The organism is Exiguobacterium indicum HHS 31 (genome assembly GCF_001939065.1).
Taxonomy (GTDB): Bacteria; Bacillota; Bacilli; order Exiguobacteriales; family Exiguobacteriaceae; genus Exiguobacterium_A; species Exiguobacterium_A indicum.
Window position 1 is genome coordinate 1,235,676 of sequence record NZ_MPSZ01000001.1, and the last position, 21,839, is coordinate 1,257,514.

Here is a 21,839-nt window from a genome sequence, read left to right on the forward strand (position 1 = left end):
TTTAGCTCCCCCTTACTTCACGAGCGCAGCGATTTTTTCTGCGCCGTCTGCCATTGATGTAGCTGCTGTAATCGCTAGACCTGAATCTTTGAGAATTTGTTTCCCTGCATCAACGTTCGTCCCTTCAAGACGAACGACGAGTGGCAATTCGAGACCGACTTCTTTTGTAGCCGCAACGATACCTTCTGCGATGACGTCACATTTCATGATTCCACCGAAGATGTTGACGAAAATCCCTTTGACGTTCTCATCCGACAAGATCAGTTTGAAGGCTTCTGTAACTTTCTCTTTTGTCGCACCACCACCGACATCGAGGAAGTTCGCAGGATCACCACTGAAGTGTTTGATGATATCCATCGTTGCCATGGCAAGACCAGCACCATTGACGAGGCAACCGATGTTTCCATCGAGCGCGATGTAGTTCAAATCACTCTTTGATGCTTCGACTTCGCGTGGATCTTCTTCAGTTTCATCACGTAACGCCACGATGTCCGCATGACGATACAATGCATTTGAGTCGAAGTTCAACTTCGCATCCAGTGCGAGGACTTCGCCATCCTTCGTCGTGACGAGTGGGTTGATTTCTGCGATCGAACAATCCTTGTCGACGAAGAAGTTGTAGAGTTTCGTGACCATGCCGACGAACTTGTTGACGAGCTTCACAGGAACACCCATTGCGAACGCAAGTTTACGCGCTTGGAACCCTTGAAGACCAACTGCAGGATCGACGACTTCTTTGATGATTTTTTCTGGTGTCGCTTCCGCCACCTCTTCGATGTCCATACCACCTTCGCTTGATCCCATGATGACGACACGTCCTGTCACACGATCAAGTACGATTCCAAGATAGTATTCTTTGTCAATCGCACACCCTTCTTCGACGAGAAGACGTTGAACGACTTTTCCTTCTGGACCTGTTTGGTGCGTGACGAGCGTTTTGCCGAGTAACTCCGTCGCATATTCTTTCACTTCTTCTTGCGATTTCGCAAGCTTGACGCCACCTGCTTTACCGCGTCCCCCCGCGTGAATTTGAGCTTTGACGACTTTAATCGGGCCTGACAATTGTTCTGATGCATCGACCGCCTCTTCGACGGTGAAGGCTGCGATTCCGTTTGGTACGGGTACACCGTACGAACGAAGTAATTCTTTTGCCTGATACTCATGTACATTCATGAAAAAATCCCCCTTAACCCCTTTAGTTTCGGCTCTTTCATTGTAGTTAAAATTGGAAGCGCTGTCTATCGTTATCGACCGAAAGCTTTATTTTTTCAGAAATTCATCTTGATCGAGACGATATAAAAAGGCAAATAACTCGGCAATGACACCGTATAATTCTTCCGGAATCTGTTCTGATACTTGAACAGCATCTAGTAACGTCATCAACGTTTCGTCCTGCCGGATCGGAATATCATGTTTTAATGCCTCTTCTAAAATCCGTTCTGCGATGTGTTCCGATCCCTTAGCAACGACCTTTGGGGCATGCATCTGTTCTTCGTATGATAGAGCTATTGCTTTTTTCATATATGAAGATCCACCCTTCCGTTACGCGTTGAGATATCATGTGGTACGCGCTCTTTCGTCTGTTCGACCCAATCGAATCGCGTCAATGCATAGCCTTGTTCCTCAAGACGAGTCTGAATTTGCGGTGTGTAGGCTTGCATGAACGTATTGACGTGCGCATTTGGATGAAAGACGGAAATCGAAACATTCCGGTCTGCGATCAAGACGTCGACAGCGACCTCACCGAGCGTCGGTAATTGAAGATATAAGACGACACGGGCATGATTTGGATCAAACGTCCGTTCGAACGGTGCTTCCATCATGAGATCAACATCTTCGAACGGTCCAAATTGAGGTAATTGAAATAAATAGACTCCTTTCCCTGCTTCGTTCGTTGCTTGGACGAGTTGTTGCGCTAAAATCTGATCACTCGTCTTTCGATCAAGCGTTCGACCTGTCTCGTCACCCTTTGCCAGTTGAACGAGTTCGGTAAGGGCGTGTTTTAACTGCTTCGCTTCTCCTTCCGTCACCGGTTGACCGATTTGCCTTAGGAGTTCCCGTGTTTCCGCAGTCGGTACCGTCTGGCGTTGTAAAAAGGAGTCGAGTAACTGGGGGAGAGCCGACTTTTGCGGAACAGACTCGGTCGAGATGATTTTTAAAACTGGTTGTCCCTCTGCTGAAACGACTTGAAAGCGATACATGTTCCCTTCTTTTAGTTCAGCTGTCGTCCCTGCCGTCAAGACGCGTTGACCGACTTGGAGTTCCATTAATCCGTCGGGTAACAGCTTTAAAACTTTACCGACGATGTTTGCGCCTTCCCGTAACGGTAGGTTCGCATGATCGATGATTTTAAATGGTAATAAGGCACGATGTTCGATTTGCATGATCGTTTCCTCCTAGAGGCGTTCTATGACAGGGCGGAATGTTTTTCGATGAATCGGTGTGACGCCCAGTGTATCGAGCGCTTGTAAATGTATGGGTGTTCCGTAACCTGCGTGTGTTTCAAATCCATATCCCGGATACTCGATCGCATATTGTTCCATCATCGCATCTCGTGTCTCTTTCGCAACGACACTTGCAGCAGCAATGGAGACACTCCGCGCATCTCCTTTGATAAGAGAGAGTTGTGGTGTATCGTCGTCGAGTGTCATCGCATCGACAAGTAAGGCATCTGGTTTGAGTTGACGAACTGCGTCTTGCATTGCCCGTTTCGATGCTTGATAGATATTGATTTCGTCGATTTCAGCCGGTTCGATGATGCCGATCGCAATCTCAGCAACTTCTTGCAAATGCTTCAGTGCCGCTTGCCGCTGTACTTTACTCATCTGTTTGGAATCCGTTAGTCCTGGATGATAGAATCCGTCTGGTAAGATGACCGCTGCTGCGACGACTGGACCAGCTAGTGGACCTCGCCCGACTTCGTCCACTCCTGCAATTCGAACGTATCCTTGCTGACGATACTCGTCTTCAAACGCGAGTCGTTCCTTGAAATCGATCCGTTGCTGTTCTTCGTGCGCAAATCGTCGTTCTGTCTGACGAAACAGTGTATGCACCCCTTTTCGCGTATCTGACGCCAGTTCCTGCTTTAACTGAATAAATTCTTCTAGTGTTGCTTTTTGCAATCGTTCTTTTAATTCTGCTATCTTCATACATCCTGCTCCTTTGAAAAAAACTTGGACATCAAAAGATGTCCAAGTCCGTTATGCATGCGTTTCCCATTCTTCAACCGTTTCAAGCGTCACTCGACCTAGCTTTTCCGTTCGTAGTTCATGCAAGAGCATTTCGCTCGTCCGCTCGAAATCGACATAGCCACCTGAGACGAAACCACGTTTTTTACCGATTGCTTCAAGTACATCAACCGCTTCTCCCGATACTTCGTCGAGTCGATAGCGCTCACGCAACTGCTCCGGATACCGTGTCTTTAGCTCACGAAGGGCAAATAGCGCGATATCGTCGATGTTTAAGATATCATCCTTGATCGCTCCTGTCGCTGCTAACCGATATCCGACGACTTGATCGTCGAACTTCGGCCAGAGGATACCTGGTGTATCAAGTAATTCCATCTCACCTGTCTTCATCTTGATCCACTGCTGGCGTTTCGTCACACCCGGACGGTCACCCGTGATAGCGATATTTCGGCCAGCAAGTCGATTGATGAGCGTCGATTTCCCGACGTTCGGAATGCCGATGATCAAGGCACGGATCGCACTCGGATTCCGCCCTTTCTCCCGCATCCGTGCGTGTTTTTCTTTCATTAGTCGTAAAGCACCCTCATGGATTTGATTCAATCCTTTATTGTGCTTCGCGTCAACCGCAACGACATCAACACCATCTGCTCGTAATGCCTGCATCCATTGCTCCGTCACTCGTTTATCCGCCATATCCGCCTTGTTGAGGACAATCAGTCGCGGCTTACCTGCCGTGATCTGTTCGACCATCGGGTTACGGCTCGACATCGGAAGACGGGCATCGACGAGTTCGATCACCACATCGATCAACTTTAGTTTTTCTGTGACTTCCCGACGTGCTTTGGCCATGTGACCGGGGAACCATTGAATCGTCATATCCTTCACCTCGTTCATATATTCCTGGACTTCTTGCTGATCATACGATACATGAAAAAACATCCACTCCCTAGTATACGCAACTTCAGACAAGAAAAGAAGATGAGCTGCTTACTTTTAACGGCAAGCGTCTCATCTTCGTTCGTTTTAATCGACAGAGCGTACATCATTGAATGGATAGAAGACGAAGTTCGTCGTTCCGACGATTTGATCTTCATCCACAAAACCGATATCACGACTATCTTTTGAATTTTGACGATTGTCTCCCATGACGAATACTTTTCCTTTTGGAACAGTCGTCTCTCCTGTTCGCTCTTCAAGCGTGAAGTCTTCCGTCAATGGCACACCACTCATCTGGGCTTTATATTCTTTCAAATACGGTTCGGCGACTTTCTTGTCGTTGACATACAATGTATCGTCTTTGTAATACATCGTATCTCCCGGAACAGCGATGACCCGTTTGATATAGTCTCGTGTTTCCGTTGCATGGAAGACGACGATATCGCCTCTTTCTGGTTCATTAAAATAGTATGGGATCTTATTGACAATCATTCGATCCGCATTGTGTAAGGTTGGCATCATCGATTCCCCATCAACGATGACGGGTACGAACAGAAACGTTCGAATGATGAACGCGATGACGAGCGCTACGACGAGCGCCTTTACCCAACTGAATAACTCCTTCACGAATTCCACTCCCTTGATTAACGCAATTTCTTCCTAAGGACTAGTATACGCATAAACTGCAAAAAAAAGAAGCTTGTCCGGAGACAAGCCACTTTTTCACATGATTAACGACGAATTTCTTTAATACGCGCCGCTTTACCACGAAGGTTACGGAGGTAGTAAAGTTTCGCACGACGGACTTTACCGTAGCGAACGACTTCGATTTGTGCAACACGTGGTGAGTGGAGCGGGAAAGCACGCTCAACGCCAACTCCGTAAGAAATTTTACGGACTGTGAATGTTTCACTGATGCCGCCACCGTGACGTTTGATGACTACGCCTTCGAAGAGCTGAATACGCTCACGCGTACCCTCGACGACTTTAACGTGTACACGGACTGTATCCCCAGGACGGAACGCAGGGACGTCTGACTTGATTTGTTCTTGTGTAAGTTCACGGAACAATTGTTGTGTGTTCATGAATGATTTCTCCTTTTTTCACCAATGTTCTTATCTTCATTTGCTTCAAGCATCCGACAGCGGAACATCGTTAATGGGTGGCTTTTGCCACATGTTTTAACTTATCATAGATTCAGTCGTTTGACAATCCTGAAATCGAGTCTAAATAACGCTGATCTTCTTCCGTCAACGATGCATCCACGAGAAGATCAGGGCGCCGCTCATATGTCCGCTTCAGCGACTGTTCCCGTCGCCATTTTTCAATCCGGGCATGGTTGCCTGATAACAAAACATCGGGTACTCGGTACCCTTTATATTCTGCCGGACGTGTATAGTGCGGGTATTCGAGAAGTCCTGTTGAGAAGGAATCATCTTCGTGACTCGCAGACGCACCGAGGACGTCCGGTAAGAGGCGGACGACTGCGTCAATCATCGTCATCGCAGCGAGTTCTCCTCCCGTCAAGACGAAGTCTCCGAGCGAGACCTCATCCGTTACCAACTGATCATGGATTCGCTGATCAAACCCCTCATAGTGACCACATAAGAAGACCAATTCTTCTTCGTTTGCCCATTCTTCCGCCATTCGTTGCGAAAACCGTTTACCGGTCGGTGTCATGACGATGATTCGTCGTTTTCGTTCCGGTAGACTTGCCATCGCATCGAAGACGGGTTGCGGTGTCAACAACATGCCCGCTCCTCCACCATACGGATAATCATCGACCTTACCATGTCGATTCGTTGAAAAATCTCGAAAATTGATTGTTTCAAGTATGACGTGTTGATCGTCTTGCGCTCGCTTGACGATCGAATGGTCAAGCGCTGAAAACATTTCTGGAAACAACGTCAATACACGGATGTTCATTCCTCGATCAGTCCCGGAAGCGGCGTGATCTGAATGCGTTTCTGTTCGACGTCGACGGAAGCGACGACTTGCTCAATATACGGAATCAGGACATCTTTTTTTCCGTCGCGTTTGATCGTCCAGACGTCATTTGCGCCCGTTTCGAGAATGTCGGATACGACTCCTATTTTCGTCTCACCGTCATAAACCGTACAACCGATGATCTCATGATAGTAAAATTCATGCTCGTCTAAGTCCTGTAAGTCTTCTGCATGGACATAGAGTTTCAATCCTTTGTACTTCTCGACGTCATTGATATGATGCATGCCTTTGAACGTCACCATGATGAATTGTTTATGCTTCCGGTAGCCACTGATCGTTACCGGTGTATACGTGCCTTCAGAGCCGAGAAAGACTTCTTTTCCGACCTTAAAGCGTTCTTCCGGGAAATCCGTGCTTGCAAGTAACTTCAATTCCCCTTTTAGACCGTGCGTGTTGGCGATTTTCGCAATTTCCAACCATTCCATTCGTTTCACTTCCTTTCTTGAATTAAAAAAAGGAGGTAAGCTTTCGCTCACCTCCTAACGTCTTACTTCGCGAGTTTCGCGTTGTGGAATTTCTCCATGATACCAGCTTGTGAGAAGAGGTTACGAACTGTGTCCGAAGGTTTAGCACCTTCAGAGAGCCATTTAAGAGCTAGCTCTTCGTTGATTTTAACTTCTGCTTCTGGTTTAGCAACTGGATTGTAGTATCCGATTTGCTCGATGAAACGACCATCACGTGGTGCACGTGAGTCTGCTACTACCACACGGTAGAAAGGTGATTTTTTTGCGCCCATGCGCTTAAGACGAATTTTAACTGCCATTCGTAAGTCCCTCCAAATAATAAATGATTTTTTCGTTTAGTCAAATTGACAACTTCATTAGTATACAACGTTACAGCAAAAGAGAAAAGACTTTTAAAAGAATGGAAGGCCAAAGCCTTTCTTTTTCCCTTTGCCCATCTGTCCGGAAAATTGTTTCATCATTTTCCGCATGTCTTCGAACTGTTTAATGAGGCGGTTGACTTCTTGGATACTGCGTCCGCTACCACGGGCAATCCGCTTTCGACGGCTCGCATTCAAGATTTCAGGTTCAGTCCGCTCTCGTTTCGTCATCGATTGGATGATCGCTTCGACATACACGAGTTGCTTCTCATCGATTTGGGCGTTTTTCAACCCCTTCATCTTCCCTTTACCTGCCCCAGGGATCATTCCCAACAGTTCGTCGAGTGGACCCATCTGTTTCACTTGTTGCAACTGCTCGATGAAATCATCGAATGTAAACGATGCATCGCGCATTTTGCTTTCTAACTCTTTGGCACGCGTAGCGTCCATTTGTGACTCTGCTTTTTCAATCAGTGTCAGCATGTCTCCCATGCCTAGAATCCGAGACGCCATCCGCTCGGGATAGAATGGTTCGATGGCATCGAGCTTCTCTCCAAGACCGACGAACTTAATCGGTGCTCCGGTGACTGCCTTGATGGAGAGTGCTGCACCACCTCGCGTATCTCCGTCGAGCTTCGTCAGAACGACTCCCGTTACGCCAAGCTTCTCGTTGAAGCTCTCTGCGACGTTGACGGCATCCTGACCCGTCATCGAATCGACGACAAGGAAGATTTCATGCGGTTTGGCGATCTCCTTGACATCAACGAGTTCCTGCATCAGTTCCTCATCGACGTGTAAGCGACCTGCCGTATCGATCAACACGATATCGTGATGATGCTCTTTTGCATAATCGAGTGCACCGGTAACGATTTCTTGTGGACTAACCTGATCTCCCATCGAGAAGACCGGTAACTCCAATTGTTTTCCGAGTGTCTCTAATTGTTTGATTGCTGCCGGACGATAAATATCCGCCGCAACAAGCAAAGGACTACGATTATGTTTTTTACGTAAATGATTGGCAAGTTTACCCGTTGTCGTTGTTTTACCTGCCCCTTGCAGACCCGTCATCATGATGACGGTCGGAGGACGGTTCGCAAGCGTCAACGGTGACACTTCTGCACCCATCAGATTCGTCAATTCATCGTGGACGATTTTGACGACTTGTTGTCCTGGCGTCAAAGACGTCATGACATCCTGTCCGACGGCGCGTTCCTTTACATCATTTACGAATTGTTTGACGACCTTGAAGTTGACGTCGGCTTCGAGTAGCGCTAAGCGAACTTCGCGCATCATCTCTTTGACGTCTGCTTCAGAAATCTTACCTTTACCTCGCATTTTAGCGAGACTGGCTTGAAGCCGTTCCGATAATCCTTCGAATGCCATTAAGAATGCCTCCTACTCTAATTGCTCCAATGTCTCAATGATCACTAGGGCTTCACCCGGAAGGTCGCATTGCTTCAGCTGATCGAGTAACTGCTTTCGCCGTTCGTGTTTCTTGAACAGCGATAGTCGTTCTTCATACTGCTCGAGCATGGCTTCCGTGCGTTTTATGTTGTCGTAGACTGCTTGTCGGCTGACTTCAAACTCATCGGCGATCTCACCTAAGGAAAAGTCATCTAAGTAATAGAGTGACATGTAATTCCGTTGTTTTGGCGTCAAAAGCTCCTGATAAAAGTCAATCAGATAATTCATCCGGTTCGTTTTATCAAGTGTCATCCGAGCACCTCCGCAATGTTAAGTGAAATTCCTTTACAGATAGTATAGTACAGCCCTCACAGTGTGTTGTCAAGTTTTTTTCTTTACATGAAACGTCGCTTATTCCGCGCTTTCTTCCGTGTCGACGTTTTCTTTTTCTTCAAAGACATCGCCGAACAGTCCATACACGAATTGTTCTGCGTCAAACGGTTGTAAATCATCGATCTTTTCACCGAGACCCACGAACTTAACCGGCAGATTCAGCTCGTTCTTGATTGCAAGAACAATCCCGCCTTTTGCTGTGCCGTCAAGCTTCGTCAAGACGATTCCGCTGACGTTCGTCGCTTGTTTGAAGGCTTTTGCCTGCACCATCGCGTTTTGTCCTGTTGTTGCGTCAAGTGCCAACAATACTTCATGGGGTGCACCAGGAATTTCACGTTCGATGACGCGTTTGACCTTTTCGAGCTCGTTCATCAAATTGACCTTGTTTTGTAGGCGTCCTGCCGTATCACAAATCAGGACGTCGACCTTACGTGCTTTCGCTGCTTGGACGGCGTCATAGACGACAGCAGCCGGATCGGAGCCTTCGCCTTGACGAATGACCGGTACACCGGAGCGTTCGCCCCAGACTTGCAGTTGATCGATCGCACCAGCCCGGAACGTATCTCCCGCTGCTAACATGACGCTCTTACCTTCTTGTTTTAATCGGTTCGCAAGTTTCCCGATCGTTGTCGTCTTACCGACCCCGTTGACACCAACGAAGAGGATGACATTCAGCTCATGATCAAGATCAAGGGCTGTCTCTTCTTCTTCGACTAACATGTTCGCGACGACTTCAACAAGGACGTCCCGGACTTGTTTTGGATCCTTGACGTTACGTCGTTTGACTTCTGTCTTTAGTTCCTCGACCAAATCCATCGTCGTCGTCACACCGACGTCGGCTTGGATCAACACTTCTTCTAACTCTTCGAAAAAGTCTTCATCGACTTCACGGAAGCGGTAGACGAGATCATTGACGGCACTCGCTAATCCGTCGCGTGTCTTCGTCAAGCCTTCCGTGAATTTAGTCGTGACTTCTTGTGTCGAAGTCGTCAAGCGGTCTTTCAGTTTTTTAAAGAAACTCATCGTTTAATCTCCTTTGGTTCTTCACTTAATGTACGTCGTGCCTCTTCTAGTTTAACGGATAACACTTCAGATATCCCGTTTTGCTGCATCGTGACGCCGTAAAGGACATCTGCCGCCTCCATCGTTCCTTTCCGATGGGTGATGATGACGAACTGTGTCTCGCGTGCTAGCTGATGGACGAACTCGCCGAATCGCGCGACGTTCGCTTCGTCAAGCGCCGCCTCGACCTCATCGAGGACACAGAACGGGACAGGACGTGTCTTTAGAATCGCAAATAATAAGGCGATGGCTGTCAAGGCACGCTCTCCACCGGACAAGAGCGACAAATTCTGCAGCTTCTTACCAGGCGGTTTCGCAACGATATCAATTCCACTCGTCAACAGATCACTCGGGTCAACGAGGACTAGATCGGCTTCACCGCCCCCGAATAACTCGCGGAATGTTTCCCGGAAGTGTTCTCGGACAGCATCATACGTTTGACGGAACAATCGAATGACTTCTCGGTCCATCTCTTCGATGACGCCATAGAGATCGGTTTTAGCAGCGACGAGATCATCCCGTTGCGCAGATAGGAACGTAAACCGTTCATCGACCTCTGCGAATTCCTCAATCGCACCGATGTTGACGATGCCGATTTCTTCGAGTTGACGTTTGAGCAGATGAATTTCCTCTTTTGCCTCTTCATACGATAGATCAAGTGGTGCAATCAGTTCGAGCAGTAATCCCATCTCTTCCAGCATTTCTTGTCTTGTCTCAAGACGCGTGCTCGTTTTCCCTTGCGAGAGTCGTAGTTGCTCGAGTGCCTGTTTCGTCGTTTGTTGATCGTCCTTCGTCTTCGCTTCGCGGATCCGGATCAAGCGCAGGGATTCTGCTTGTACTTGAATCCGTTGCCCGATCGCGACGAGTTCGGTCTCGACCCGTTGTTGTTCCTGTTCCTGTTCGCGCTGTTCCGCGTGCAAGGCATCGATCTTCGCTTCGTCGAATCCTTCAAGGACATGACGCAAGTCACGGCGTTTATGACCACGTTCAAGCTTCGCGTGACTGACCTGTTCCGTCAGGCGTTCGATCTCTTGCGAAAGCTGCGCTTGTTTCATTTGGATCGTCCGCTCTTCGAGAACTGCTTCCGCTTGTTCCTTCTTCAGTTCGTCCATCGTGACGGCACCACGGGCTTGCGCATCCTTAAGACGATCTAAGGCTTGTCTGAGCTCTGTTTGACGCTCCGTCCATTTTGCGATCTCGACTTCCGACGTCTCGATGATCCGACGTGCTTCCTGTTCTTGTTCGAGTACACGTGCCATCTGTCGATCTTCAACCGACAATTCAGACGTCATGACAGCGAGATGACGGTTCGCATCTGCTAACGTATCGCGCGATTGTTCGAGTTGCCCTTGTAATGCTTGAATCGTTTCTGTCCGTGTCCGAGCCGTAGCATCAAGAGTCTGGATCGCCGCTCTCAGATCTTCTAAGCGGCGCATCTGCTCCCGAATGACCGCTTGCCCGCGCGTCAGTCCCTCTTTTAACTCGTCAAGTTCGCGCGATTGACTGAACAGTGGTGTACCTTTTTTCCGGCTTCCACCAGTCATCGTACCGCCGACGTTGACGACATCTCCTTCGAGCGTGACGAGACGATAGCGATGTCCTGTCGAACGGGCGATTTGGTTCGCCTGTTCAAGTGACTCGACGACGAGTGTCGTACCGAGCAAGTTCATCTTTAATTTCGTCAGCGTTTCGTCTGTCGTCACGAGATCACTTGCGATCCCGACGAATCCAGACATCCCTCCGACTTGTTCTCGCACTGAACGATTGACTTCGCGTGCTTGGAGTGAGGCGAGCGGCATGAACGTCGCTCGACCGGCATTTAATCGTCGAAGCTCCTGGATCAGACGACGTCCTGTCGCATCGGTATCAACGACGATATTTTGCATCGCACCACCAAGCGCTGTCTCGATTGCCGCTTCAAAGCGCGCCGGAACCGAAATCAACTCCGCGACCGCTCCGTGAATACCTGGGTGCTGATCTCGTTGTTTTAAAATCGTCTTCACGGCACCGAAATAACCGCTATAGTCGGCTTTGACGGATTCAAGGAATTCAATCCGGTCTTCCGTCTTATGCCGACGTCGCTCTAAATCCGCAACGGACTGTTCGACTTGGCGTAACGCCTGTTGTTGTTCATTTCGTGCCGCAAGTGCCGTTGTCTCTTCTTCCGTTGCTTGGTCCAACTTCGTCCGGATCGAAGCGACATCCGCTTCAAGTCGAGCGACGTCTTCCTCAAGTTGACGACGCGTCGATTGTTTCGTACCGCTGTCCGCCGTAAATGAACGTTGTTGTTCTTCTGCCTGCATGAGATCTTGCTTCGCCCGATTATAGGCATTATTCGTCGCAGCTAATCGACTCGCCACTTCAAAGGCTTCCGAACGTAATACTTCGGCTTCCTTATCAAAATCACGATCGGTTTGTGTCAGCGCTTGATCGGCTCGTTCCCGTTCAGCCGTGATCCGTTTTGCTTCCTGATCGACTTCTGCTTGGCGTTCCTGTAAAGCGGTCAGTTCGAGTTCCAGTTCCTTGACGCGTTCTTCGACGACGGCAACCTCTTGTTCGAGTCGCTCTTTCGTCTCGGTCCCGTGTTTTTCACGCTCTTTCGCTAGGTTAAGGGCACCTTGGATCTCAACCAATCGCGTCGAGACATGTCGAAGTTGCTCCTGCAACGCGTTTTCTTGTTGTCGTTCTTCTTCAAGCGCCGATTCTTGATTCTCTCGGGACACGACGGTCTCTTCGTAAGTCGTCTTTTGAGACGCAAGGCGTTCTTCACATTGTGCGATGTCACGCGCCAATGTTTCGAGCTCCGTCTGATACGTCGTGATTTCATGCGCTAAGATACCACGCTCGAGGACATCATGCCGTTCTCGAGCGACGAGATACTCTTTCGCGAGCGCCGCTTGTTCACGTAACGGCTCGATTCGTCCGCCGAGTTCATATAAAATATCATCGACACGTGATAGATTCGCTTCCGTATCACTTAATTTCCGCTCGGCTTGCTTCTTGCGATGACGATACTTTAAGACGCCTGCTGCTTCCTCGATGACAGCACGACGTTCTTCCGGTTTACCGGAGATGACTTGTTCAACACGACCTTGTCCGATGATTGCAAAAGCATCTCGCGACAAGCCTGTGTCCATGAACAGATCAAGAACATCCTTCAGGCGACATGGTTTTTTATTTAAAAAATAATCGCTGTCTCCGTTGCGGCTGACACGCCGCGTGACGCTGATTTCCTGATACGGCAACGCAACCGTTCCCGACTCGTTGTCTAAGACGAGCGTCACCTCGGCAAATTGTTTCCGGTGTTCAGACAGACTGCCGGCAAAAATGACGTCTTCCATCTTCGCCCCACGAAGTGACTTCGCAGATTGTTCTCCGAGTACCCAACGGACAGCATCCGATATATTTGATTTCCCACTTCCGTTCGGTCCGACGACTGCCGTGACACCCGGAAGGAATTCTAGTTCAGTTCGACTGGCAAATGATTTGAAGCCATTGATTTCAATTCGTTTTAAGTACATCTTGATCACCCGTATGTTTAAATTTCTTTTGAATTTCTTTCAGTTTACCATAGCCGAAACGCTAGCAACATGATAGGTTTTAAGGTAGTATCACGCGAAACAAGAAGAAGAGGAGCGAATAACACGATGACGATTGAACAAATGATTGAAGCGATCTTAGATAAATTGAACATCATCAACAAAGGGGTCATTAAAGCAGAACAATTCGACGGTTCAAAAAATGAGGACTTAAAAGAGATTTATGAGTTCGTCATGATGCGCGACTCGTTATCACTGGCAGAGGTCGACGCGATCGTCGACGAACTGAAATCCCTTAAGACTGTCTAATCAAGCGAACTTCACACGATAAAGGCCGATCATCTCTCACGCATTCGAGAGATGGTCGGCCTTTTGTTGCTTAAAACTGTTTCTTTAATTCAAGTAAGGCTTGTTTTGCTGCCTGTTGCTCTGCCTCTTTTTTCGATCGGCCTGTCCCGATCCCTTCCAGCTCATCCGCGACTTGGACACGCGAGATGAATTCCCGACTATGCGCCGGACCGCGCTCCTCGATGATTTCATACTCGATGACACCTAAGCCGACACGTTGAATCGCTTCCTGCAATTGACTCTTGAAATCTGTCTGTTCTTCAAAAAAGCCTGTCGCCACTTTCGGAAAAACCGCTTCGGCGAGGAATCGTTCGGCTGCTTCGATGCCTTGGTCAAGATACAAGGCGCCAATGAAGGATTCGAAGACATCCGCAAGTAAGGCTGGACGATTCCGACCACCGGTCAGTTCTTCCCCCTTACCTAACAGAATCATATCGGAAAACTGATAGTGATTCGCAAATTGGACGAGTGACGGTTCACAGACGATTGCCGCTCGCAATTTCGTTAATTCCCCCTCGGAACGTTCCGGGTAGTGTTCGAATAGATAGCGTGACACCGTCAACTCTAAGACAGCGTCCCCTAAAAATTCTAGGCGTTCGTTATCCCCTTCCGACTCGCGTTGTTCATTGACGAACGAAGAGTGCGTGAAGGCTTGTTTTAATAGCTCGACATTAGAAAACGTAATATTCAGGCGCTCTTGTAACGCTTCGAATTTCTGCTCGATTTGAGCGAGCGTCCGAGCATCCTTGCGTCGTTTTACATAGGGTCCTTTTCGGACACGACGTCCTTTTTGATTCGTCATAGTTCCTCCTAAACAGCTAAAGCCCACCGCAAATTGCGGTGGGTCAGCTTCAATGATCAGACTTGTGTTTCGATGTAGTTGACGACATCGCCGACAGTCTTCAAGTTTTCTGCTTGCTCATCTTCGATCGTGATTTCGAACTTGTCTTCTAAGTCCATGACGAGTTCCATGACTTCGAGAGAGTCAGCACCGAGGTCGTCTTTGAACGATTTATCAAGTGTGATTTCACTTTGTTCTTTTCCTAATTTTTCTGCGATTGCTTCTTGTACGTCTACTAAGATTTGTTCTTTTGTCATTTTAAAATCCCTCCATGAGTTGAGTATATAAGATGATTGCCGATTTGGCAAAGTACTACCGTTAGTTGTGTTACATCGTCATGCCGCCATCGACGGCAAGAGTTTGTCCTGTGATGTATCGCGCTTCATCTGAAGCGATGAAACTGACGAGTGAAGCGATATCGTCCGTTTGACCGAAGCGTTTCAACGGAATTTGCCCGAGTGACAGGTTCCGCTGTTCTTCCGTCAATTCATCCGTCATGTCCGTCTCGATGAAGCCTGGACAGATAGCATTGACTGTGACACCTTTACTCGCGAGTTCACGTGCGACGGATTTCGTCAGCCCGATCAGACCCGCTTTCGCTGCGACATAGTTCGCTTGCCCTGGATTTCCGGAAATACCGACGACTGATGCGATGTTGATGATACGACCGCTTGTTTTTAACAATGGACGTGTCGCAGCTTGCGTGACGAGAAACGCACCTTTCAGATTCGTATCGATGACAGCATCGAAATCCGCTTCCTTCATGCGCATCAGCAAACCATCACGCGTGATGCCGGCATTATTGACGACACAATCCAGTTGACCGAACGTGTCGATCGTCTGTTTGATCATCTGTTTGACAGCATCTGCTTCAGCGACATTCGCTTGAATCGCGAGTGCCTCTCCGCCTGCTTCCTTGATTTCACGGACGACTGCTTCCGCCTTGTCCGTGCTTCCTGCATAGTTGACGACGACACGGAAACCATCTGTTGCCAATCGCTTCGCGATGGCAGCTCCGATGCCGCGTGACGCGCCAGTGACGAGTGCTACTTTACTCAACGAATTCCCTCCGCTTCCAATTGCTCAAGTGTCGTGATGCTGATGATCTTCGCATCTTTTTTGATTCGTTTCACGAGACCGCTCAACGGAGATGATGGACCAAACTCGATGAATGTATCCGCACCTTCTTCGATCAGACGCTCAACGCATGATTCGAATCGAACCGGTGAGTAGAGCTGCTGAACGAGCAAACGAATCAATTCGTCTGGTTGATCATGGAACGCACTGTCGACGTTCGAGATGAATTTCGTCTTCGCCGCTTCAAACGGTGACGAGACGAGAATGTCTTCGAATCGTGGTGCGAATGGTGTCATGAGTGACGAATGGAACGCACCTGATACATCAAGCGGTAAGACACGTTTTGCTCCGAGCTCTTTTAACTTCGCTGTAGCGGATTCGACCGCTGCGATTTGTCCGGAGATGACGAATTGCCCAGGACAGTTGTAGTTGGCGATTTGAACGATTTCTCCCGTCGCCGCAATCGATTCGACCGCGTGATGGGCTGCCTCGACATCATTCATGCCGATGACCGCCGCCATCGTTCCACCCGTGACTTGATTCATGAGTTTTCCGCGTTCGCGGACGAGATAGACGGCTTCAGACGGTGTGATGACAGAAGCTGCGACGAGCGCGCTATATTCTCCAACACTGTGTCCGAGTACGAAATCAGGTGTATGTCCTTGTGCTGCGTACTGCTGTGCGAGTAATGCACTGTGTGCGACGATGGCTGGTTGAGCGATATCTGTTGCTTTCAATTCATCCTTCGTCCCTGTCGTCATCAGCGTCGTCAGATCCAGACCAATTCGCGTTCCGAGGTCAGCGAGTGCTTGGCGTGTCTCGTCTTGCGTGATGAGCGTCTGTCCCATTCCAGGCGTTTGTGACCCTTGTCCCGGAAACATCCAAACTGTTTTCCCCATCTCGTCTCACTCCTTCTTAACGTGCTTTTGTTGCCTTCGCTTGAACGATTTTGGCAACGACTTCTTGTTCGACCATCTTTTCCGCTTGAACGAGCGCTCGGCTGAATGCGTAAGCATTACTTGAACCATGCGCCTTGATGACCGGAGCCGCAATCCCGAATAGTCCAGCACCGCCATATTCTTCATAGGCGAGCAACTGCTTCATTTTTTTCAACTTCGGTTTCAGTACGAGAGCGGCGAGCTTTGATGTCCACGAGCTCATGAATTGTTCCTTCATGACACCCATGATCATACTGGCTGCCCCTTCAGTACTTTTAAGTAACGTATTGCCGGCAAAACCTTCCGTGACGATGACATCGACGTCACCGCTCATCGCTTCTCTCGCCTCGACGTTCCCAACGAAATGAATCGGTGCTGTCTCAAGTAGCGGATACGTTTCCTTCGTCAGTGCATTCCCTTTACCGGCTTCTGATCCGATATTCAAGAGTCCGACTTTTGGACGTGTGATGCCGCGAACTTGTTCTGCGTAGACAGACCCCATGATGGCATAATCGAGCAGATGCTCTGCCTTCGCATCCGGGTTGGCGCCAACATCTAAGATGACGACACCTTTCCCATTACGTGTCGGGAAAGTCGGGGCCAGTGCAGGACGGTCAACTCCTTCGATTCGACCGATGACGAACAATCCGGCAGTCATGAGCGCTCCCGTGTTGCCTGCTGAAATCAAGGCATCTGCCTCTCCTGATTTCACCAGGTTTGCAGCCACAACGAGTGAGCTATCTTTCTTGCGGCGAATCGCACGTACCGGTTCGTCTTCTCCGGTGATGACGGATGCCGCGTGGACGATCGTCACGCGCGGATCCTCGATTGTGTATGAGCGTAATTTCAACTCATCTCCGACTAGTCGGATATCGATGTCTTCGTTTGGACGTTCTGCCAAATAGGCAACGACCCCTTCTACGATGGCACGGGGTGCGTGATCGCCCCCCATAGCGTCAACTGCTAAAATCATTTCGATTCCTCCTTACTACTTCGATACACTGTGAACTCACCGATAAAGACACATTCTTCACCGACATAACTCTCCACCGTGATGTCAGAACGCCCATCTTGACGATGGGAACTGACGAACGCCTTCGCAACGACGCGTTCTCCGACATGAACGGAGCGTGTGAACTGAACGTTCGCACGTGTCGTCAACGCGAGTTCATCGTCGATGAGCGCAATCGCAAGCGAGTTTGCCTGCGCGAACAAAATATGTCCGCGGGCGATTGCATTCCGACTAAACGCATGTTCCGGCAAAATCTCAAGGATCGAGATCGCAGATGTATCGAGTTTCAGGTCAATCATATCACCAATGACTTCATTTTCAGTCAACGTACGCACATCATCCAGCCGTTCGGTCGCGACGTGTTTAATTCGCTCCCGTAATTCCGGAATCTTTAATTCCATCCGGTCGAGACGAATCGTCTGAATACTGACACGGAATCGTGTCGCCAGCGCTTCATCCGTGATGAACGGATTTTGCTCGATCGTCTGTAATAATTCTTGTTGTCTCTCTTTTTTAGGTACCCGCATGTATGTTCCTCCCACAAGAAGGATGACCACTATTATTACCTGGTACTAATAGTAGTATATATCCCTTGTTGTTCACTTTCAAGTATTATTCGATTCTTTCTCCTTCAAGTAGCCCTTGTCGTTCGATATAGTCACGCAAGACATCGTATTCCGGCGCTTGCCAAAAGGCGTCCGATCGCAGTAATCGGACTGCATCTTGTCGCGCAGTTTCCATGACTTGTATATCGAGCGCCGGATCGGTCAAGACGAAGCGCGGTAATCCACTTTGTTCGGTACCGAAGAAATTTCCGGCTCCGCGCAGTTTTAAATCCTTTTCCGCTAGCTTGAAGCCATCGTTCGTCTCCGTCATCGTCTTGATCCGTTCTTTTCCCGTATCGGAAGAGGGATCGGCGATTAGAATACAGTAAGACTGGGCATCGCCTCGACCAACGCGTCCTCTTAATTGGTGTAATTGCGCAAGACCGAAGCGTTCTGCATCATGAATGACGATGATCGATGCGTTCGGAACGTTCACGCCGACCTCGACGACCGTCGTTGAAACAAGGATTTGAACAGTATTCTCCTTGAATGCCTGCATGACCTCGTCTTTTTCTGAAGAAGTCAAGCGCCCATGCATCAAACCGACATGATAGGGCTTGAACCGCTCGGTCAATGTCGCATGTAATTCGATCGCATTTTGAACTTCGAGTGATTCGGATTCCTCGATCAATGGCGTGATGACGTAGGCTTGTCGACCTTGCGACAATTCTTTCTCGACGAATCCGAAAACGCGTTCCATCTGTTGCGGTTTCGCCCAGTAGGTCTCGATTTCCTTTCGTCCCGCCGGCATCTCATCGATGATCGAAACATCCATATCTCCAAAGACCGATATCGCAAGCGTACGCGGAATCGGTGTCGCTGTCATATATAATACATCTGCCTGTTCAGCTTTCGCGCGCAACCGCTTCCGTTGTTCGACACCGAAGCGATGTTGTTCATCGGTGATGACGAGGTGTAATGCCTTGAACTGGACGGTGTCTTGAATCAGCGCATGTGTTCCGACTAAGACGTCGATCTCTCCTGTTACAAGAGCTTCGAGCAAGTGTGCACGCGCTTTCCCTTTAACGGAACTCGTCAGTAAACCGACTCGGATCCCAAGTGGTTCAAGCAATGGGGCCAGCGACGCTGCATGCTGTTCCGCTAAAATTTCGGTCGGCACCATCAAGGCACCTTGTTTTCCGGCACGAACCGTCGCGAACAAGGCGATGGCTGCGATGACGGTCTTTCCGCTTCCGACATCTCCTTGCAACAACCGATTCATTCGTTCGCCGCGACCGATGTCGTCTAGAATCTCTTTTGTCACACGTTGCTGTGCACCTGTCAGCGGAAACGGCAGGCTCTTGATGAAATTGGCAATATCCGTTTCATGTAAAGGCAAGGCAATCCCTTGACCTTTCCGTCGTCCAAGACGTAACGCCTGTAATTTCAGTTGGAAATAGAGGCACTCCTCGTAGACATAACTGCGACGAGCAGCCGTTAACTCTTGTCGATTCGTTGGGAAATGAAGCGACTTCAACATCGTCATCCGGTCTTGCAACCGATACGTCTTCCGGATGCTATCCGGGATTCGTTCAGCTAATGCCTCAGTCTCCTTGAACGCCAAGTCGACGACGCGTCGGAATGTCTTCATCCGCATGTCACCCCGGAGCGAGTAAACGGGTGTCAATTCGCCTTCGATTGCCCCGAATTGCAATTCCGTCGCAGAGATCGTCATCCGGTGTAAATCCCACTTGCCACTGACCGTCACTTCTGCTCCAAGTTGCAATTGGTCTTTGTAGAATGCCCGGTTGAACATCGTTACGGTCACACTATACCGTTCTTCAACGAGCAAACGGAACGTTAAACGATTTTTTCCTTTGCCGTAATAGCGCACAAGTGGTTCAGACTGGACTTGACCCGTGAACTTGACTTTATCCTCATGGATTGCTTCCGTTAGACTTCCCGTCACGAAGTCGTCATAACGAAACGGGACGTGCTCGAGCACGTCCGCAACGGTGAGAATATTCATCTCTTCTAGTTTTTTCGCTAAATCCCGTCCGACACCTTTTAATGTCTTGACGTCACGTGATGGATTCATTCGATAACTCTCCGAAGATTTTCGCTTCGAGCCAGCGACCCGTCGGCGTATTCGCGAGTCCACCTTTTGCTGTCTCGCGAAGCGCAGACGGCATCATCTGACCAATCTCATGCATGGCTGAGATGACTTCATCACACGGAATCCGTGACGTGATTCCAGCGAGTGCCATGTCGGCAGCGACAACAGCATTCGCCCCACCCATCGCATTGCGTTTCACGCATGGCACTTCGACGAGTCCTGCAACAGGATCACAGACGAGTCCAAGCATGTTCTTCAGCGCGATCGCAAAAGCATGCGCTGACTGATCCGGTGTTCCGCCCGCCATCTCAACGATGGCAGCTGCTGCCATCGCTGTTGCCGAACCGACTTCTGCTTGACAGCCACCAGCCGCTCCAGAAATCGATGCATTGTTCGCGACGACGAAACCAAACGCACCGGATGTGAACAAGAAGCGTAACATCTGTTCACGCGTTGGGTTTAACCGATCTTTGACAGCAAATAGTGTACCTGGTACGACGCCGGCACTCCCTGCCGTTGGTGTCGCACAAATTTTTCCCATCGCAGCATTGACTTCATTCGTTCCGATTGCTTTACTGACGGCATCAAGTAGCAAATCTCCTGACAAACCTTTACCTGAAGCACGGTATCGTTGAAGCAAGACAGCATCCCCACCGGTCAGTCCTGTCACCGACTGGACACCGTCACCATCAAGTGAACGAGCGACTGCTTCTTCCATCACTTGTAGGTTTCGTTCCATCATCGCATAGACTTCATCTCGCTCTAAATGACGAACCGTCATCTCTTGCTCGATCATGACTTCCGAAATCGGAATATTTCGTTCCGTCGCGATGGCGACGAGTTCTTTTACGGATTTAAACATGTCTTCACTCTCCCATCATGACGGCACGCTCGACTTGAGGTAACCGATCGATTTCTTCCAACACTTCTGCCGTTATCCGGTCATCAATCTCAATTGCCATGAGTGCTTGTTTTCCTTTTTCATGCCGTGACACTTCCATATGCCCGATGTTGATTTCGTAATCAGCCAAAATGCTCGTCACGGCTGCAATCGCACCAAAGCGGTCATGGTGCAAGACGACGAGTGCCGGCCCCCCACCGGACAAACGAAGCGGTACACCATTTAATTCCGTGATTTCAATCGTTCCCCCACCAATTGAAATACCAACCAATTCAAACTCTTCTACTCCATTCGTCAAATGGACACGAGCCGTATTCGGATGATCCGTCAACGCTTCACTCGTCTCGAAATGAATCTCAATCCCTTTCGACTTCGCGATATCGATCGATTGTGGAATCCGGTCGTCAAACGTATCGTATCCGAGAACACCGCCGATGATGGCGACATCCGTTCCATGTCCACGATACGTATCCGCGAATGAACCGTAAAACGTGATGTGGATGACAGTAGGCGTTTCCCCGAATAATTTACCCGCCATCAATCCAATCCGTGCAGCCCCTGCTGTATGCGAGCTCGATGGACCAACCATGACTGGTCCGATGATGTCAAAGACGCTACGATATTTCATTTCTTTTCCCCTCTCTATGAAACAAACGAAATCCCACCTCTATTATCGCAGATGGTGGGATTCGTGAAAAGGCTAGTCGCC

At 49.1% G+C, this 21,839-nt stretch carries 24 protein-coding genes; 1 reads left to right on the forward strand and 23 read right to left on the reverse strand.

All coding sequences use genetic code 11. The features are described 5' to 3' along the window. Positions 1-12: 12 nt before the first annotated feature. The 14 genes from sucC to smc all read right to left on the reverse strand — a co-directional run bounded on the left by sucC (position 13) and on the right by smc (position 13,334). Positions 13-1,173 (reverse strand): ADP-forming succinate--CoA ligase subunit beta, encoded by a 1,161-nt coding sequence (gene sucC / locus N179_RS06720; protein ID WP_023468732.1) that lies wholly within the window; start codon positions 1,171-1,173, stop codon positions 13-15. Between the two features lie 87 nt (positions 1,174-1,260). Next, entirely contained in the window at positions 1,261-1,521 is a 261-nt protein-coding gene (locus N179_RS06725; protein ID WP_058713722.1) for an EscU/YscU/HrcU family type III secretion system export apparatus switch protein, read from the reverse strand. After that, the gene (locus N179_RS06730; RefSeq protein WP_023468734.1) at positions 1,518-2,384 is read right to left on the reverse strand and encodes a flagellar hook-length control protein FliK; all 867 of its coding nucleotides are present in this window, start codon (positions 2,382-2,384) and stop codon (positions 1,518-1,520) included. The genes N179_RS06725 and N179_RS06730 overlap by 4 nt, the downstream gene beginning before the upstream one ends. Positions 2,385-2,396: 12 nt before the next feature. Then, entirely contained in the window at positions 2,397-3,149 is a 753-nt protein-coding gene (locus tag N179_RS06735) for a ribonuclease HII (protein WP_058713721.1), read from the reverse strand. Positions 3,150-3,200: 51 nt separating this feature from the next. After that, positions 3,201-4,064: a ribosome biogenesis GTPase YlqF gene (ylqF, locus tag N179_RS06740; RefSeq protein WP_035396901.1), complete on the reverse strand. Its 864-nt coding sequence runs from the start codon at positions 4,062-4,064 to the stop codon at positions 3,201-3,203. A 147-nt stretch (positions 4,065-4,211) separates the two neighbouring features. Continuing rightward, a complete protein-coding gene (lepB, locus tag N179_RS06745) occupies positions 4,212-4,751 on the reverse strand; it encodes a signal peptidase I (protein ID WP_023468737.1) in 540 nt (179 codons plus the stop codon). A 104-nt stretch (positions 4,752-4,855) separates the two neighbouring features. Further along, positions 4,856-5,209: a 50S ribosomal protein L19 gene (rplS, locus tag N179_RS06750; protein ID WP_023468738.1), complete on the reverse strand. Its 354-nt coding sequence runs from the start codon at positions 5,207-5,209 to the stop codon at positions 4,856-4,858. Positions 5,210-5,321: 112 nt separating this feature from the next. After that, on the reverse strand, positions 5,322-6,050 hold the full coding sequence (gene trmD / locus N179_RS06755; RefSeq protein WP_075642542.1) for a tRNA (guanosine(37)-N1)-methyltransferase TrmD: 729 nt from the start codon (positions 6,048-6,050) through the stop codon (positions 5,322-5,324). After that, complete coding sequence (gene rimM, locus N179_RS06760) at positions 6,047-6,556, reverse strand: ribosome maturation factor RimM (protein ID WP_023468740.1); 510 nt, start codon at positions 6,554-6,556, stop codon at positions 6,047-6,049. The genes trmD and rimM overlap by 4 nt, the downstream gene beginning before the upstream one ends. Before the next feature lie 62 nt (positions 6,557-6,618). After that, positions 6,619-6,894, reverse strand: coding sequence for a 30S ribosomal protein S16 (gene rpsP / locus N179_RS06765; protein WP_023468741.1), 276 nt, complete (start codon positions 6,892-6,894; stop codon positions 6,619-6,621). Between the two features lie 93 nt (positions 6,895-6,987). Continuing rightward, positions 6,988-8,337: a signal recognition particle protein gene (gene ffh, locus N179_RS06770; protein ID WP_023468742.1), complete on the reverse strand. Its 1,350-nt coding sequence runs from the start codon at positions 8,335-8,337 to the stop codon at positions 6,988-6,990. 12 nt (positions 8,338-8,349) lie between these two features. Then, positions 8,350-8,670 carry a putative DNA-binding protein gene (locus tag N179_RS06775; RefSeq protein ID WP_023468743.1) on the reverse strand — a complete coding sequence of 107 codons (321 nt, stop codon included), beginning with the start codon at positions 8,668-8,670 and terminating at the stop codon, positions 8,350-8,352. Between the two features lie 99 nt (positions 8,671-8,769). Beyond that, the gene (gene ftsY / locus N179_RS06780) at positions 8,770-9,774 is read right to left on the reverse strand and encodes a signal recognition particle-docking protein FtsY (RefSeq protein ID WP_023468744.1); all 1,005 of its coding nucleotides are present in this window, start codon (positions 9,772-9,774) and stop codon (positions 8,770-8,772) included. Continuing rightward, positions 9,771-13,334, reverse strand: a complete 3,564-nt coding sequence (smc, locus tag N179_RS06785; protein ID WP_075642543.1) for a chromosome segregation protein SMC — start codon at positions 13,332-13,334, stop codon at positions 9,771-9,773. The genes ftsY and smc overlap by 4 nt, the downstream gene beginning before the upstream one ends. A gap of 126 nt (positions 13,335-13,460) precedes the next feature. Here smc and N179_RS06790 point away from each other — a divergent pair, with 126 nt between their 5' ends. Further along, positions 13,461-13,661, forward strand: coding sequence for a DUF1128 family protein (locus tag N179_RS06790; protein WP_023468746.1), 201 nt, complete (start codon positions 13,461-13,463; stop codon positions 13,659-13,661). Between the two features lie 70 nt (positions 13,662-13,731). Here the strand turns inward: N179_RS06790 and rnc are convergent, their stop codons facing one another. The 9 genes from rnc to sdaAB form a co-directional block, all read right to left on the reverse strand. Next, positions 13,732-14,502, reverse strand: coding sequence for a ribonuclease III (gene rnc / locus N179_RS06795; RefSeq protein ID WP_023468747.1), 771 nt, complete (start codon positions 14,500-14,502; stop codon positions 13,732-13,734). A 56-nt stretch (positions 14,503-14,558) separates the two neighbouring features. Beyond that, entirely contained in the window at positions 14,559-14,798 is a 240-nt protein-coding gene (acpP, locus tag N179_RS06800) for an acyl carrier protein (protein ID WP_029342095.1), read from the reverse strand. 70 nt (positions 14,799-14,868) lie between these two features. Beyond that, positions 14,869-15,600, reverse strand: coding sequence for a 3-oxoacyl-[acyl-carrier-protein] reductase (fabG, locus tag N179_RS06805; protein WP_035396763.1), 732 nt, complete (start codon positions 15,598-15,600; stop codon positions 14,869-14,871). Further along, positions 15,597-16,517 (reverse strand): ACP S-malonyltransferase, encoded by a 921-nt coding sequence (fabD, locus tag N179_RS06810; protein WP_035396761.1) that lies wholly within the window; start codon positions 16,515-16,517, stop codon positions 15,597-15,599. Before fabD ends, fabG begins: the two co-directional genes overlap by 4 nt. Positions 16,518-16,533: 16 nt before the next feature. Then, complete coding sequence (gene plsX / locus N179_RS06815; protein WP_055968645.1) at positions 16,534-17,529, reverse strand: phosphate acyltransferase PlsX; 996 nt, start codon at positions 17,527-17,529, stop codon at positions 16,534-16,536. Then, entirely contained in the window at positions 17,526-18,095 is a 570-nt protein-coding gene (gene fapR, locus N179_RS06820; RefSeq protein WP_023468752.1) for a transcription factor FapR, read from the reverse strand. Before fapR ends, plsX begins: the two co-directional genes overlap by 4 nt. Before the next feature lie 85 nt (positions 18,096-18,180). Next, the gene (gene recG, locus N179_RS06825) at positions 18,181-20,211 is read right to left on the reverse strand and encodes an ATP-dependent DNA helicase RecG (protein WP_035396758.1); all 2,031 of its coding nucleotides are present in this window, start codon (positions 20,209-20,211) and stop codon (positions 18,181-18,183) included. Next, positions 20,195-21,091: an L-serine ammonia-lyase, iron-sulfur-dependent, subunit alpha gene (gene sdaAA / locus N179_RS06830; protein WP_023468754.1), complete on the reverse strand. Its 897-nt coding sequence runs from the start codon at positions 21,089-21,091 to the stop codon at positions 20,195-20,197. The genes recG and sdaAA overlap by 17 nt, the downstream gene beginning before the upstream one ends. Positions 21,092-21,095: 4 nt before the next feature. After that, entirely contained in the window at positions 21,096-21,758 is a 663-nt protein-coding gene (gene sdaAB / locus N179_RS06835; protein WP_023468755.1) for an L-serine ammonia-lyase, iron-sulfur-dependent subunit beta, read from the reverse strand. Positions 21,759-21,839 lie beyond the last annotated feature (81 nt).

Bases quoted from the DNA above. Each gene is read 5' to 3' on its own strand.
- sucC (WP_023468732.1), bottom strand. From the start codon at position 1,173: ATGAATGTACATGAGTATCAGGCAAAAGAATTACTTCGTTCGTACGGT.
- N179_RS06725 (WP_058713722.1), bottom strand. From the start codon at position 1,521: ATGAAAAAAGCAATAGCTCTATCATACGAAGAACAGATGCATGCCCCA.
- N179_RS06730 (WP_023468734.1), bottom strand. From the start codon at position 2,384: ATGCAAATCGAACATCGTGCCTTATTACCATTTAAAATCATCGATCAT.
- N179_RS06735 (WP_058713721.1), bottom strand. From the start codon at position 3,149: ATGAAGATAGCAGAATTAAAAGAACGATTGCAAAAAGCAACACTAGAA.
- ylqF (WP_035396901.1), bottom strand. From the start codon at position 4,064: ATGACGATTCAATGGTTCCCCGGTCACATGGCCAAAGCACGTCGGGAA.
- rplS (WP_023468738.1), bottom strand. From the start codon at position 5,209: ATGAACACACAACAATTGTTCCGTGAACTTACACAAGAACAAATCAAG.
- trmD (WP_075642542.1), bottom strand. From the start codon at position 6,050: ATGAACATCCGTGTATTGACGTTGTTTCCAGAAATGTTTTCAGCGCTT.
- rimM (WP_023468740.1), bottom strand. From the start codon at position 6,556: ATGGAATGGTTGGAAATTGCGAAAATCGCCAACACGCACGGTCTAAAA.
- rpsP (WP_023468741.1), bottom strand. From the start codon at position 6,894: ATGGCAGTTAAAATTCGTCTTAAGCGCATGGGCGCAAAAAAATCACCT.
- ffh (WP_023468742.1), bottom strand. From the start codon at position 8,337: ATGGCATTCGAAGGATTATCGGAACGGCTTCAAGCCAGTCTCGCTAAA.
- N179_RS06775 (WP_023468743.1), bottom strand. From the start codon at position 8,670: ATGACACTTGATAAAACGAACCGGATGAATTATCTGATTGACTTTTAT.
- ftsY (WP_023468744.1), bottom strand. From the start codon at position 9,774: ATGAGTTTCTTTAAAAAACTGAAAGACCGCTTGACGACTTCGACACAA.
- smc (WP_075642543.1), bottom strand. From the start codon at position 13,334: ATGTACTTAAAACGAATTGAAATCAATGGCTTCAAATCATTTGCCAGT.
- N179_RS06790 (WP_023468746.1), top strand. From the start codon at position 13,461: ATGACGATTGAACAAATGATTGAAGCGATCTTAGATAAATTGAACATC.
- rnc (WP_023468747.1), bottom strand. From the start codon at position 14,502: ATGACGAATCAAAAAGGACGTCGTGTCCGAAAAGGACCCTATGTAAAA.
- acpP (WP_029342095.1), bottom strand. From the start codon at position 14,798: ATGACAAAAGAACAAATCTTAGTAGACGTACAAGAAGCAATCGCAGAA.
- fabD (WP_035396761.1), bottom strand. From the start codon at position 16,517: ATGGGGAAAACAGTTTGGATGTTTCCGGGACAAGGGTCACAAACGCCT.
- plsX (WP_055968645.1), bottom strand. From the start codon at position 17,529: ATGATTTTAGCAGTTGACGCTATGGGGGGCGATCACGCACCCCGTGCC.
- fapR (WP_023468752.1), bottom strand. From the start codon at position 18,095: ATGCGGGTACCTAAAAAAGAGAGACAACAAGAATTATTACAGACGATC.
- recG (WP_035396758.1), bottom strand. From the start codon at position 20,211: ATGAATCCATCACGTGACGTCAAGACATTAAAAGGTGTCGGACGGGAT.
- sdaAA (WP_023468754.1), bottom strand. From the start codon at position 21,091: ATGTTTAAATCCGTAAAAGAACTCGTCGCCATCGCGACGGAACGAAAT.
- sdaAB (WP_023468755.1), bottom strand. From the start codon at position 21,758: ATGAAATATCGTAGCGTCTTTGACATCATCGGACCAGTCATGGTTGGT.